Consider the following 13,237-nt stretch of genomic DNA (forward strand, 5'->3'; position numbering starts at 1 on the left):
GGCGACGTTCCGTTGCGTTCAGCGGGTGGGATGGTGCGCGGGGTTGGGTGCGGGACGGGGCAGACCCGGTGCCGCGATGGGCGGCGGGGCGGGCCGGGGCGCAGGAGTGCGGGTGGTCAGCTGCGGGGAGCGGGAGCGTGCCGCGTGGGTGCGGGCGCTCAGCGGCCGGCGGGTCATCCCCAGGCGGCGGCCGACCTCGTCGTAGACGTCGTTGCCCGCGCGCGGCCGGATCGCGACGACGTGGATCTCCTTGTGGAGGGGGGATCCCGCGGGCGCCGGGCGGACGGTGTAGACGACGCGCCAGTCCTTGCGCGAGTCCACGAACAGTTTCCTGAAGCCCTCCAGGTCACCGTCGAGACGCAGCCCGAAGCGTTGAGCGTTCACGACTTCCTGCAGGTAGGCGAGGGTGAGGTCGCGGATATCGCTGGGTGCCTGGAGGAGATCGGTCAGCGCCCGGGGATCGAAGCTCAATCCGAAGGCGGGCTGTCCCGCTCCCGCGGTCATGTCGCCAGCTCGTACGACTCGGGCGTCCCGGCGGCCTCCTCAGCGGTGGCCCTCTCCATGCGCACGGACGGCTGCGGGCCGGGCAGGAGTCGGTGCGCGGGCCGGTCGGGTGAGGTCATGCAGGCCGACAGCGGGCCGCCCGGCGCGCGGATCGCCGCGACGGCGTGAGTGAGGAAGTCCCGGTGCCACACGAACATGCCGGCCAGCCCGGCTTCGGGGTCCTTGTGCTGCTGGTAGGCGAGCCACAGGGCATGCAGCCAGGCCACGACGTCGTCGTGCTCCTGCCACTGCAGGCACCAGGGCGCCGCGGTGGTGACCTCCGCCCCGTAGACCGGGAGGAAGAAGTCGTCGACCCAGTCGGACAGGGCGTCGAGTTCGTCCTCGCGTTCCTCGCCGTCCAGTTCCAGGATCGGGCGGGGCTCCGGTGGAGCGGCGGTCGGCGGGCCGCCGAGTCCCGGCATGCCGAACGCGGCGAACGGCGACCCGCTCGGTGACGGGTCGGACGCGAGATGGTCGAGCTGCTGGGCCTGTTGCGCCGACTGCTCCATGAGCCGCCGCACGCTCGCCTCGATTCCCTCCAGCTGCGGATCCGAAATACGAATCGGCTCCAACTCTCCACCATCGGCGGGTTTTACGGATTCGGGCATCGAGAAGTTCGGCCTCCTACAAGACGCGGAATGAGGGAAATGCGGGGCCCCTCACGCGGCGCCGCCAGCGGATTGCACGGTGCGCCGGCGGTATCACGCCGACGGCTACGCGTGGGGACGGGCCGCCTGGGCGGCGGGCAAGGACGCGGCTCAGACGGTGAGAACCATGTCGTCCCGCGTGAGAGTTGAGCGGAGCGTCTCGGTGAGCCGCTCGGCAGCGATCGACGCGTAGTGCTCGGTCTTCTCCACGCCGATGAAGTCCCGGCCTTCCAGCAGTGCGGCCACGCCCGTGGAGCCGGAGCCGGCACAGAAGTCGAGGATTGTGCCGCCCTCGGGGCTGATCTTGACCAGCTCGCGCATCACCTCGACGGGCTTCTGCGTGATGTGCCTGCGCTGCGCGCCCGAGGGCTGCGATGCCGAGTACATGCCGGGCAGATAGACCGGGTTGCGGGAGCCGTCGATCGGCCCCTTGCTGGCCCAGACGATGAACTCACAGTTCTGGGTGAACCGGCCCTTCTGCGGCCTGGCCTGCGGCTTGTGCCAGGCCAGAACCCCGCGCCACAACCACCCGGCAGCCTGAATCGCGTCCGTCGTCGTCGGGAGCTGGCGCCAGTCGGTGAACAGCAGCGCCGTACCGCCGGTCTTGGTGAGACGGTGGGCTTCGGTCATGATCTGCGTCAGCCAGAACGCGTAGGACCTCTGGTCCATGTTCTCGCCGGTGAAGTCGGCGAGGTCGTTCTTGGAGTCGGCGGAGGTGTACTTCTGCTTCGCGGAGCGGGTGGTGCGCTCCTTCGCCGTCCGGCCGCCGGAGTTGTACGGCGGGTCGGTGATGACGGAGTCGACACAACCGTCCGGAAGGCCGGAGAGAACGGCCAGGGCATCGCCCTGGTGCAGGGAAAAAGGCAAAGAGGAACCCCAATTTCGGGTACGGAATCGCAGAGGGAACTACCCGTCTCGCACGGGAGTCCTCGCGGGCCGGAAGTGGGCATGCAGAAGCCCAGGGCCACGGACCGAGGAAGGCGAGGGGGGAGTCCAAAAACTGTAGAGGCGAATCCGCCGACGGCCAAGAAGTGCGTTCCTGAGGTGCCGGATTCCGGCACCTCACGCCGACTTTTTGGTCAACCGCCGATCCTCGCCTACTGTTTTTGAACCGCCCGGCGCACACCGCCGCTGGCTCACCCTCTGCCACACCTCGCGGAGGTACCCCCTGCCCTGGCACACCTAGCTCACGGCCCGGCCACGCGCAGCGAGCGGCAACTCACCGCGCACCGGCCCGCCTTTGATCGCCCACCCCGGCTGCCGCGCCCTTCCGAGACGCCTCGCGCACGCGGTACGCCGGACACCGCAACCCCAAGGACACGTTCATGACGTCCCGCTACCCGCCCATACCCGAACCCGCTGACCGGCGAGCGGTCCACACGGGTTGAAGGCGCTCGCCGCCGGCATCGGCGTCGTCTTCCTCTCCCCGATCCTGATCGCCGGCGCCGGCATGATGCTGGCCTCCGCCGCCGACGCCGTGCAGAGCAGCGGCTCCCTCAGCAGCTGCCTGAGCGACATCGACAGCGACCAGGTCGCCGAGCGGGTCGCCAAGATCCTCGACGGTGCCTCCGGCAAGGACGTGCACGTCGAGGGCCTGGACCTGCCCGCCGAGCAGATCCCCAACGCGGCGACAATCGTGGCCACCGGCCTCTCGCTCGACGTCCCCACGAAGGGCCAGATCATCGCGCTCGCCACGGCGATGCAGGAGAGCCGGCTGCGCAACCTCAACTACGGGGACCGCGACTCCCTCGGCCTCTTCCAGCAGCGCCCATCCCAGGGCTGGGGCAGCGCCCAGCAGATCCGCGATCCGGTCTACGCCTCCGCGCAGTTCTACCAGCACTTGCTCAAGGTGGACGGCTGGCAGCAGATGACCGTCACCCAGGCCGCCCAAGCAGTGCAGAAGTCCGCACTGCCGAACGCGTACGCGCAGTGGGAAAACCTGGCCACCGCACTGCAGGCCGCTATCGCCAAGACCTTCCCCGGCGGCGGCAACGCCACCGACGGCAAGGACGCGGACCAAACCCAGCAAACCGCGTCCGACACGAGCGGCTGCACTGCGAGCGAGGACGGTTCCGGGTTCGGCCGTATCCCCGAGGGAAGCGTCCCCAAGGGCTACAAGATCCCCGCAGACACCGACCCCAAGGCGCGCAAGGCCATCATCTGGGCGATGCAGCAGCTCGGCACGCTCTACCAATGGGGCGGATCCTGCACCAACGCGCACGGCCCCGACCCCATGGGCCGCTGCGACTGCTCCAGCCTGATGCAACAGGCGTACGCCCACGCCGGCGTCCCCCTCACCCGCACCACGTACACGCAGGTGAACGAGGGCAAGGCGGTCTCCCCCGCCCGCCTTGAGCCCGGTGACCTGATCTTCAGCCGCGGCACCGCAAGCCGGCCCGAGCACGTCGGCATGTACATGGGTGAGGGCCTCGTGATCGAGGCACCGCGCACCACCAAACCGGTCCGGATCACTCCGATCAAGGACTGGACGATCCTCGCCGCCCGCCGCGTCCTCTGACACCGGCCGGGCGAGACCGCCACGACACACCATCTCTGAGCGAGACCCCCCCGACAGTACGGAGCATCCTTGATAACCCGCCACCGCGCCCTCGCAGCAGCCTCTCTGGGCCTGGCCGTCGCCGCCGGCGGCCTGGTCACCGCCACCACGGCACAGGCGTACGACACCGGTAAGACCACCATCAGCTGCAGCGCGGTCAAGATCCGCAAGGCCCCGTCGAAGACATCCACGGTCGTGGGCATCGGCTACCGACACGACAAGGTCCTCTACGACCAGTTCGCCTACAAGAAGGCCGAGAAGACCTGGTACACCCGCGGCACCGTCACCCGGAAGTCCGACGGCAAGAAGATCCGCGGCTACATGATCTACAACTGCGCGAACCCCTACCAGACCAACCCCGCGCCGAAGCCGTCGATCCCGAAGTAGAGCACCCCGGCCACCGCCCCGGAGCGTGACCCACTGCCCTGCCGCCGGCAGGGCAGTCCCCGGCCCGGACGGCGCCCTAGTTCCCGCGCGCGGCAACCGCTTCACGCCTCCCCCGTCTCCCGTCGGCCCCCGCCCGGCCTTCGTACGCAAGGAGTCCCTGCCACACCTATGTCCGTCCCTCTCGCAGACCGCGTCATCCAGCTCGCCTACGACCCAGGCATCACGCCCTCGGGGGGCGGTCTCCCCGGCCTCTCCGTGCTGAAGAACGTGGTCAACTCCATCAACCTGTTCGCGATCGTCGCCGTGGTCGGCGCCCTCGCGGTCTCCCTCGGCGTGTGGGCCTGGGGACACCACACCGGTGGTCACCAGGCCGAGGCCAACGGCAAGAAGGGCGCGGTCGTGGCCGCCGGCGCCGCCCTCGGTCTGGGTGCCGCGAACGGGATCATCGCCTTCTTCTCCGGCTTGGGGTCGCAGGTCCACTGATGCGAAACCGGCTCCCCTCCTTTTCCCTGTCTTCGTACTGTGCGAGCTGGTCGGTCAACCGGCGCATCGCGATCGTCGCCTGCGCCGTCGCCGTTCTGCTCGCCCTCGCCGGGATCGTCGCCGTGGTGAGCGGCAGCGGAAACGGCCGCCAAGCTGCGGGCACCGCCGTGCCGGCCCCGGCCGGCAGTAGTGCGTCCTCCGCCGACGAGGCCGTCCCGAAGCCGTCGTCCGGGTCCGGGTCGGTCCCGAATCCGCCGCAGATCGCCGATCCGGTCGCCTACGCCAAGGCGGCAGCGCAGATGCTGTGGTCCTACGACACCCGCGCAACCAGCCGCGACCAACAGCTCGCCGGCATGCGCGCCTGGATGACCACGGAGACCAAGTACGCCGACTGGGCCTCCGTTGCCGGGCAGGTTCCCGATCCGGTGCTGTGGTCGCGGATGGCCGACCAGGACCAGCACGCCACCGCCCACGTCACCGAGGGCCACTACCCCTCCGCGTTCAAGCAGGCGCTGGCCGACGACCCGTCCGCAATCACCGAGGCGTACATCTACGTCGTCACCGTCAACGGCACACAGCAGATCGCCTGGAAGAAGGGCGGCAGCGGGGCCGAGGAACGGGCCGTGACCCTCGCCATCCAATGCCGCCCGAACCACGACTGCACCCTGGCCGCCCTCGCACCGAGCGTCACCCAGTGACCCGCGTCCGAGAACGAAAGGAGGAGTAACTCCCCGTGGGTTTCTGTGACTACCCCCTGGCCGACAAGCTGTGCGACGTCGGCGACGCGGTGGATTTCGCCTCGGATCCCGGCAAGGCCATCGGTGACTGGATGGCGAAGTCCGCCGGCGAACTGGCCGCCGCCGCAGCCGATCTGGCAGCCGAAGCGGTCGACACCACCACGAAGGTGGACCTCAACGCGACGTGGTTCGTCGACAACTACGAGACGCTGCTGCCGCTGGGCCTGGTCCTGCTGGTCGCGACCTTCTGCGCACAGCTCGTGCGGGCCGCCGTCCGACGTGACGGACAAGCCCTCACCCAGGCGTTCACCGGCACGGCGAGCGGGGTCCTGTTCGCCTTCTGCGCCATCTCCTTGACCACGGTCGCCGTCGAAGTCGTCGACGCCGTCAGCGACGGCCTGTTCAAGACCGCGCACCTGGACATCGAGTCGGCCGTGCGCCGCATCGTGGAGGTCAACCAGATCGCATCGCTGTCCGGACTCGGCTGGCTCGTCCCGGTCGTCGCCGGGCTCGGCGCCGCCATCGGCGCCATCCTCTACTGGTGCGTGATGATGGTCCGCAAGGTCGGCATCCTCGTCATGGTCACCCTCGCCGTGTTCGCGTCCGCCGGCGGCGGCTGGGAAGTCGCCCGGCGCTGGCGCAAGGGCTGGATCGAAGCCACCGCCACCCTGGTCGTCTCGAAGCTGCTGATGACCGTGATCTTCGTGCTCGGTATCGCCGCCATGGGCAAGACCGAGGCCAAGGACGGCATCGCCGCCCTCGCCGACGTCATGTCCGGCATCGTGATCATGGTTCTGGTGCTGCTGTGCCCGTACGCGGTCTTCAAGTTCGTGCACTGGGCGGCCGACGGCACCGACGGGGAGTCCATCCACCGTGCCGGCGGTGCCGGAGCCCAGATCGCCAGGGCGCATGCGGAGAAGGCCGCCCGCAAGGCCGCCGCCGCGGCGGCGACCGCCGGGACCGGTGGCGCCGCCGCCGGCGCGGGTGCCGCACCGCAGGGCCCAGACGCTGGCGGAGGATTCCCCGGCGACATCGCCGCCAACCCGACCGGCGGAGGCGGCGAGGGCAAGGAGGGATCGCAGAGCGGCGGAACGGGTGCCTCGCCCGGCGGCGACGCGGTCAAGTCCGTCCTGGACAAGGCCGTCCAGCCCGCGCCGGCCAGCGTGTCCGACGCCACCAGCGGCCGAGTGGGAGGCAGCCCGGGACCCGGCGGATTCGCCACGAGTGCCGCGTCTGTGCCGAGCAGCGGATGGCAGTCAACTCCGCCGACCACGACCCCGCCGCCGCAGGGCGCACCGCCGTCCTCCGGAACGCCGAGCGCCTCGTCAAGCGGCGGGAGCGGCCCCTCGTTGCCGCCTCCGACCGGCCTCTGATTCTCTGACCGACTCCCGGGGGCGGGGTGCGCACGCTCGCTCCCGCCCCCGGGTTCCACCCGCGCTTCCAGGATCCGCTCCTTGACTGATCTCCTCGCCCCGGTCACGGTGAAGTTCCCGCACCGGTCTCGCCGCGGCATCCTCCTCGGCCTCTCCTGGCCCCAACTCGCTCTCGTCACGTGCATGCTGGCGCTGCTGCTGATGACGGTGATCTCCACCGGACTGCTCGGCGCCGTCGCCCTGGCCCCTGTGTGGGCCACGGCCGGTGCGCTCGTCGCGATCCGCCGGCACGGCCGCTCGCTGATCGACTGGGCGCCGATCGTCGCCCGGTACGCACACCGCCGCCGCACCGGCCAGACCCTCTGGCTCGCCCGGCCCGTCACCCGGCCCCGGCAGGACGGCGTCCTCCACCTGCCCGGTACCGCCGCGTCCCTGAAGGTGGTCACCCCCGGCGATTCCGCCAACGGCGCCGCGGCCGTCCACGACCCACACCGACAGACGCTGACCGCCGTCGCCCGCGTCACCAGCCGTGCCTTCGCTCTCCTCGACCCCGCCACGCAGAACCACAACGTCACGGCCTGGGGGCGCGCGCTCGCGGGCATCGCCCGTACCGGGCACATCGCCACCGTGCAGGTGCTGGAGCGCACCGTCCCCGACAGCGGCGACACCCTCACCCGGCACTGGACACAGAACGGGCAGCCCCAGGCCCCGGTCGCGGGACAGATCTACTCCGAGCTGGTCGCCTCGGCCGGCCCCGCCGCCGCCCCGCACGAGACCTACCTCGCCATCTCCCTCGACCTCAAGGCCGCCCGGCGCCTGATCTCGCAGGCCGGGGGCGGGCTGCCCGGGGCGTTCACCGTCCTGGAGCAGACCACCGCCTCCATCGCCCAGGCCGCCCGCAACGCCGGGCTCCAGGTCACCGGTTGGCTGAGTGCGCGGGAGATCGCCGCCGTCATCCGTACCGCCTACGACCCCAAAGCCCTCGCCGCGCTCCAGCACTGGTCCGAGACCGGCCGCGCCGAGGCCGACCCCGCCGCTGCCGGGCCCGTCGTCCAGTTCGAGGAGTACGACCGCCTCGCCACCGACAGCGCACGGCACGCCACCTACTGGGTGGAGAACTGGCCGAGGACCGAGATGGGGGCCGGGTTCCTGCACGGGATCATGTTCACGGCCGGCGTGCGCCGCAGCCTCTCCCTCATTTACGTGCCGCAGGGGCTCGAATCCGCGTTGCGGGACGTCCAGCGGCAGAAGGCGGCGATCATCGCCGATGCCAACGAGAGGGCCCGCCGGGGGCAGGTCGACAGCGAGGAAGACTCCGTCGAATACGCCGACGTCAAAACCCGCGAACGCCAGCTCATCGCCGGGCACGCGGACGTGGCGCTGACCGGCCTGGTCACCGTGACCGCCGAGACCGACGCCCTCCTGGACGCCGCCTGCGCGCAGATCGAGACCCACGCCGTCACCTCCGGCGTCGACCTGCGTCGCCTCAACTACCAGCAGCCGGACGCTTTCGCGCTTGCCGCGCTCCCGCTGGCCCGCACCGCCCTGTGAACCCGCCGCGCCCGCGCGCGTCCTGACCGGCGGCACTCCGGTTCACCCGCGACGGGACGCCCCTCACTGCCCTGCCTACCGGCAGGAAGGACCACCACCTTTGACCTCTCCCCTGCGCCCCGACGACGCGCACCCCTACCTCCGCGCCGCGAGCGCCGGAGTCCGCCACCACACGCGGTCCCTTGCCGCGCCGGACGCGGCCCCGCCCCGGCGCGCGGACCGTCTGCACTTGGACGTGCTCCACGCCCACCTCACCGCCCTGCTCCACCTCCTGGACCACCTCGCCGAAACCGCCCGCCCGCCGTACCCCGCCGCCAGCCGTCACCTGGCGACCGCGCACACCCGCCTCTGGCAGGCCACCAGCGAGGTCCACTCCGCCTTCCACCTGCTGCCCGCCGACACCGCAGCGGAAGAAGCCGAGGCCAGCGCGTGCCATCCAGAACGGCTGCCCGAGGGACCACCCGTGCTGACGATCTGCCAGCGCCACCTCGCCGCCGGGCACGTCCTGCGCCGCAAGACCACCCCCACCGACCTGCGCCCGCACACCACGGCCTGCGCGCGATAAGCACCACCCGCAGAATCGAGGGCCTCCGTTGAGCCACCGGCCCGCCCGCCGCGCCTCCGCCACTGCCTTGTTCACCCCGCACGGCGCCGACCGCGCCAGCCGCAAGGCCGCCCGTCGCCAGCTCGCCGAGGCCACCGCCAAAGCCCGCGCCGAAGCCAGCACCCACCAGATCGAGGGCACCGTCGCCGAGCACCGGATGCCCTCCCCGCTCCACCCGCCGAACGGACGCCCCGGGCCCGCCTCCGCCCGCGGGAACCGGCTGAGGCTCCCCGCCCACCGCATGACCACCGCGATCGCAGCCGGCGCCTATCCCTTCCTCGCCGAAGGCGGACTCGGCGCCGAGGGCATCTACATCGGCCGCGACGTCCACGCCGAAGCATCGTTCGTCTTCGACCCGTTCGCGCTGTACGGCAAGGTCGAGGGGCTCACCAACCCCAACCTGCTGCTCGCCGGCGTGATCGGTCAGGGCAAGAGCGCCCTGGCCAAGTCCTTCGCGCTGCGCTCGGTCGCCTTCGGATACCGCGTCTACGTACCGTGCGACCCGAAAGGCGAGTGGACACCGGTCGCACAGGCCCTCGGCGGCCGGTCCGTCGCCCTCGGTCCCGGACTGCCCGGACGCCTGAACCCCCTGGACGCGGCACCACGCCCGGCGAGCGTGCCGGAGGCGGACTGGGTCGGCGAGATCCGCAAACGACGCCTGCTCCTGCTCGGCTCCCTGGCCCGCACCATCCTTGGCCGGGACCTGATGCCCATGGAGCACACCGCCCTGGACGTCGCCCTCGACGCCGTCGTCACCCACGCCGTGGCCACCGGCCGCACCCCGCTCCTCGGCGACGTCGCCGCCACCCTCAACAACCCGCTGGCGCTCGACGAGGCTGCCGAGATGATGTCGGGTCAACTCGGCGACGCCGCCCAAGACCTGGCCCACGCGATGCGGCGGCTGGTCCACGGCGACCTGGCCGGCATGTTCGACGCCCCCTCCACCGTCGCCTTCGACCCGACCGCGCCGATGCTCACCATCGACCTGTCCCGCCTCGGCGGCAGCGGCGACGACACCGCCCTCGTCCTCGCGATGACCTGCGCGAGCGCCTGGATGGAATCCGCCCTCTCCGATCCGAACGGCGGCCGGCGCTGGATCGTGTACGACGAGGCATGGCGGCTGATGCGGCACGTCGGACTGCTCCAGCGGATGCAGGCCCAGTGGAAACTCAGCCGCGGCCTCGGCATCGCCAACCTCATGGTGATCCACCGGCTGTCCGACCTGCTCACCGCCGGCGACGCCGGATCACAGGGCCGCGCCCTGGCCGAGGGACTTCTCGCCGACTGCTCCACCCGCATCGTCTACCGCCAGGAGACCGACCAACTCCACGCCGCGGCCTCCCTGCTCGGCCTGACCTCCGTCGAGATGGACGCCATCGCCCACCTCAACCGAGGGCGCGGCCTGTGGAAAGTCGCCGGACGATCTTTCATCGTGCAGCACCTTCTGCACAGTCACGAGCTGGCGCTCTTCGACACCGACGCTCGAATGAACATAAAGACCGTAAAAGATCATGAAACCTGATATCCAGCGTGAACTGATCCCGCGCGCCACCACCCTCCACCTCATCGACGCGCTCAACGCCGCCAGGGGCAAACTTTCCGGCGCGTTCGAGCAGTGGGAGTTGCTGGACGACACCGGTCATGTCCCGGCCTCGCCGTCCTTCACCGCGCTACTCCAGCACGTCACCGACGCACAGGCTCTCGCCCGTGATGTCGTCCAGCTGACTGCCGACTTCGCCCGGACCACCTCCAGCCAGAACCGTGCCGGCAGCGCCGTCCTCGCCCATCTGGCGTCGGCGGTCACCCTGTCGAGCCAGGCCGTACCGCACTTCGCCGAGACTGCGCAGACCGCGTTCTCACTGCCCCGGTTGCACAGCGAGAACGACAGATACTTCCGGGACAACCGCATGGTCATCGAACACGCGACGGCGCGTTCCTGTCTGCGGCGCGCGTCGGAGTCGCTCGGTGACGCAGTCCAGGAACTCACCGACCACCTCGACCTCCACCGCTTCTTCCACACGCCCTCCCCCCGCCAGAGCCCGGTGCCGCCCAAACCGGGCGGTCGCCACCGCTGACCCGCGCCAACCCCCGCCCCTTCAAGGAGTCCTCTGAACCGCCCCGCCCACTTCAGCGACGCCGACTGGGCCGACTACCAGCATTGCCAGGCCGAACACGACGACCTCATGGCGCAGATCGCCGAACGCGAAGCCCAGATGGAGCATGGCCTGATCGCCGTCTGCGACGAGTACGCACTCGATTTCAGTCCGGTGCCGAAGCCGCAAGCCGACCCCGCTCGCCGGATACCCCCGCCCCACCGCCCGCCGGCCTCCCGCAGGCGGAACCGTGGCCGCTGACCAGCAGAGCACTCCAGACGCCCGCCGCGCGGCTCCGCTCGCGCCGTTTCCCGACCATCGCAACGTGGACACCCCCTGGTGGCAGGAACTGTGGCGCCGCCACGCGCACATCACCACGCCGCTGCGAGAGCGCGGGCTGGAGTGCGACATCGAGTTCGGCCTCAGCGCCTACATCGTGCGCGTGGCCCTCCCCGACGACAGCCACCTGATCATCAGCCCGCCGCAGGAGCCGCCCTCCGAACGCCCGCCCGGCGACCCCGAGGGCTGGATCGTGACCCGCGAACACCCCGACTACCAGAGCCTCTTCGAGGTCCTCTACGACTCGGCCCCCTCCGACGACCCCGGTGCCTCGCAGCGGCCCGAGGCCCGCCACGGCGGGAGCGCCCAGCTTTGGTCGAGGCTATCGACCACCGCCTCGGCCGGCTCGGGCTGCTGCCCCACCCCGCCTCGCCCGCCAACTCCTGGGAGTCCAGCCACTTCCCCGAACCGGTCACACCTCGCACCCGGCCGGGCCGCCCGAAGAGCCGGTGACCCGAACCCGGACACGTCCGCAGAGCACCATCCCTCCCCCTCCCTCTCACCCACGGGTTCCCACAGGCCGGCGGACCCGCGCTCCGTCCACGCGGGAGGTTGGCGGTGCTGTATCTCGGCACTCCCTCGGGGCCTGACATCCGGGCTGCGATGAGCGCCGGACGCATCGGCTGTATGACCACTCCCGCGCAAGGCAGCCGCATCCCCGAGGGCGCCCTGTACGCGTGTGACAACTCGAAGTTCGGCAGCGACGGCAAAGGCCGCTACTGGCCGGGCACCGAGGCATGGTTCGCATGGCTGAGCCGCACCGTCGAGCGGTACGGGCCTGACCGGTGTCTGTGGGCGCTCGCCCCGGATGAGCCGTTCGACGCAGCCGGCACCCTGATCGAGTCCCTGCCCTGGCTGGCCCGCATCCGCGAACTGGGCGTTCCGGCGGCCTACGCGGCACAGGACGGATACGATGCGCCCGGTCTGCTGCCGTGGGATGCCTTCGACGTCCTCTTCCTGGCCGGATCGACCGAGTGGAAACTCGGCCCGGTCGCCGAGCGGTTGGCACGGGAGGCGAAGGGACTCGGCAAGAGCGTGCACATGGGCCGCGTCAACTCCCGGATCCGACTCGGGATCGCCGAGTGGTTCGGCTGTGACACCGCCGACGGAACCTACCTCGCCTACGGGCCCGGCAAGAACCTGGCCAAGCTCCTGAGCTGGCTCCGCGACCTCGGCGACCGTCCCTCCCTCCTCGGCGGTGTCCCCGAAACCCCACCGCCGAGAATGCCGAGACCCTCGCCCCCACGCACCGCACACGGAGCTCGCCAGCCGGTGAGCGGCGCCGTGAAAGCACTCGCGCCTCCCTCCCGGGCATCGCCCCGCAGGCACCACCGCTCGTGACGACAGCCCCGCCCGAAGCGACCACAACGCCCCTTCCGATTCTCCGGAGTTACCCCTGCAGCACCCCGATTTCGAGCTGTACGACAACGTCGGGCGCACCGCGGAGCAGATCCGAGCCCACCAGACCGGCTCGGCCACCACAGACGACCTGCACCGATGGGCCAATCGCGACGCAGAAGCCTTCCGCGCCCGACATTCACTGACAGCCGCGCCGCTCCCCGTCCCGGACCTGAGCCCGTACCGGGAGGCACTGGACGCCGCCGACACGCCGGCCGAGTTCAGCACCGTCCTCAACGCACTGCTGGACACGGTCGAGCCGTTCCTCGCAGAGGTCATCGACCACCTGGCCCTGGCCGCCCGCTGGAAGAACCAGAACCGCGGCGCGGAGACCGGGTCACCGCCGAAGCTGCTGCGCGACGCGGCCAGCCGTATCTCCTCCGCCCTCGCGATGGCAGCCGAAGCCGACCTGAAGATCCTCCGGGCGCACTACGACCCGCCACCGGATCCCGACCCGCTCACGCAACGCGCCCGCACAGTCCGCGGAACGCTGCCGGGGCCGCCCCCGCCCCCGCTCCCGGCTGC

Annotated in this window: 15 protein-coding genes; 12 read left to right on the forward strand and 3 right to left on the reverse strand. The window is 70.9% G+C overall.

All coding sequences use genetic code 11. From position 1 onward, the window contains the following. Nucleotides 1-18 precede the first annotated feature (18 nt). The 3 genes from ACGFZQ_RS49775 to ACGFZQ_RS49785 form a co-directional block, all read right to left on the reverse strand. Nucleotides 19-504, reverse strand: coding sequence for a type II toxin-antitoxin system RelE/ParE family toxin (locus ACGFZQ_RS49775; protein ID WP_393846123.1), 486 nt, complete (start codon nucleotides 502-504; stop codon nucleotides 19-21). Further along, on the reverse strand, nucleotides 501-1,052 hold the full coding sequence (locus tag ACGFZQ_RS49780; RefSeq protein ID WP_365350723.1) for a DUF4913 domain-containing protein: 552 nt from the start codon (nucleotides 1,050-1,052) through the stop codon (nucleotides 501-503). The genes ACGFZQ_RS49775 and ACGFZQ_RS49780 overlap by 4 nt, the downstream gene beginning before the upstream one ends. Nucleotides 1,053-1,301: 249 nt before the next feature. Then, nucleotides 1,302-2,057, reverse strand: coding sequence for a DNA-methyltransferase (locus ACGFZQ_RS49785; protein ID WP_393846124.1), 756 nt, complete (start codon nucleotides 2,055-2,057; stop codon nucleotides 1,302-1,304). A 517-nt stretch (nucleotides 2,058-2,574) separates the two neighbouring features. Here ACGFZQ_RS49785 and ACGFZQ_RS49790 point away from each other — a divergent pair. From ACGFZQ_RS49790 to ACGFZQ_RS49845, 12 genes are all read left to right on the forward strand, one after another. After that, a complete protein-coding gene (locus tag ACGFZQ_RS49790; protein ID WP_393846125.1) occupies nucleotides 2,575-3,708 on the forward strand; it encodes a C40 family peptidase in 1,134 nt (377 codons plus the stop codon). A 69-nt stretch (nucleotides 3,709-3,777) separates the two neighbouring features. After that, complete coding sequence (locus tag ACGFZQ_RS49795; protein ID WP_393846126.1) at nucleotides 3,778-4,134, forward strand: hypothetical protein; 357 nt, start codon at nucleotides 3,778-3,780, stop codon at nucleotides 4,132-4,134. A 168-nt stretch (nucleotides 4,135-4,302) separates the two neighbouring features. After that, the gene (locus tag ACGFZQ_RS49800; protein WP_393846127.1) at nucleotides 4,303-4,617 is read left to right on the forward strand and encodes a DUF6112 family protein; all 315 of its coding nucleotides are present in this window, start codon (nucleotides 4,303-4,305) and stop codon (nucleotides 4,615-4,617) included. Next, on the forward strand, nucleotides 4,617-5,315 hold the full coding sequence (locus ACGFZQ_RS49805; protein ID WP_393846128.1) for a hypothetical protein: 699 nt from the start codon (nucleotides 4,617-4,619) through the stop codon (nucleotides 5,313-5,315). Before ACGFZQ_RS49800 ends, ACGFZQ_RS49805 begins: the two co-directional genes overlap by 1 nt. A 35-nt stretch (nucleotides 5,316-5,350) precedes the next feature. Then, the gene (locus tag ACGFZQ_RS49810) at nucleotides 5,351-6,727 is read left to right on the forward strand and encodes an ATP-binding protein (RefSeq protein ID WP_393846129.1); all 1,377 of its coding nucleotides are present in this window, start codon (nucleotides 5,351-5,353) and stop codon (nucleotides 6,725-6,727) included. Between the two features lie 81 nt (nucleotides 6,728-6,808). Beyond that, nucleotides 6,809-8,278: an SCO6880 family protein gene (locus ACGFZQ_RS49815; protein WP_393846130.1), complete on the forward strand. Its 1,470-nt coding sequence runs from the start codon at nucleotides 6,809-6,811 to the stop codon at nucleotides 8,276-8,278. Between the two features lie 100 nt (nucleotides 8,279-8,378). Continuing rightward, nucleotides 8,379-8,843, forward strand: coding sequence for a DUF6238 family protein (locus tag ACGFZQ_RS49820; protein ID WP_393846131.1), 465 nt, complete (start codon nucleotides 8,379-8,381; stop codon nucleotides 8,841-8,843). Nucleotides 8,844-8,871: 28 nt separating this feature from the next. After that, complete coding sequence (locus ACGFZQ_RS49825) at nucleotides 8,872-10,404, forward strand: VirB4 family type IV secretion system protein (RefSeq protein WP_393846132.1); 1,533 nt, start codon at nucleotides 8,872-8,874, stop codon at nucleotides 10,402-10,404. Further along, nucleotides 10,394-10,957, forward strand: coding sequence for a hypothetical protein (locus ACGFZQ_RS49830; protein ID WP_393846133.1), 564 nt, complete (start codon nucleotides 10,394-10,396; stop codon nucleotides 10,955-10,957). Before ACGFZQ_RS49825 ends, ACGFZQ_RS49830 begins: the two co-directional genes overlap by 11 nt. 108 nt (nucleotides 10,958-11,065) lie before the next feature. Next, nucleotides 11,066-11,236: a hypothetical protein gene (locus ACGFZQ_RS49835; protein ID WP_393846134.1), complete on the forward strand. Its 171-nt coding sequence runs from the start codon at nucleotides 11,066-11,068 to the stop codon at nucleotides 11,234-11,236. Nucleotides 11,237-11,300: 64 nt separating this feature from the next. Continuing rightward, nucleotides 11,301-11,921 carry a hypothetical protein gene (locus ACGFZQ_RS49840; protein ID WP_393846135.1) on the forward strand — a complete coding sequence of 207 codons (621 nt, stop codon included), beginning with the start codon at nucleotides 11,301-11,303 and terminating at the stop codon, nucleotides 11,919-11,921. Between the two features lie 20 nt (nucleotides 11,922-11,941). Further along, complete coding sequence (locus tag ACGFZQ_RS49845) at nucleotides 11,942-12,655, forward strand: hypothetical protein (RefSeq protein ID WP_393846136.1); 714 nt, start codon at nucleotides 11,942-11,944, stop codon at nucleotides 12,653-12,655. Nucleotides 12,656-13,237 lie beyond the last annotated feature (582 nt).

The organism is Streptomyces sp. NPDC048254, assembly GCF_043201895.1.
GTDB lineage: Bacteria > Actinomycetota > Actinomycetes > Streptomycetales > Streptomycetaceae > Streptomyces.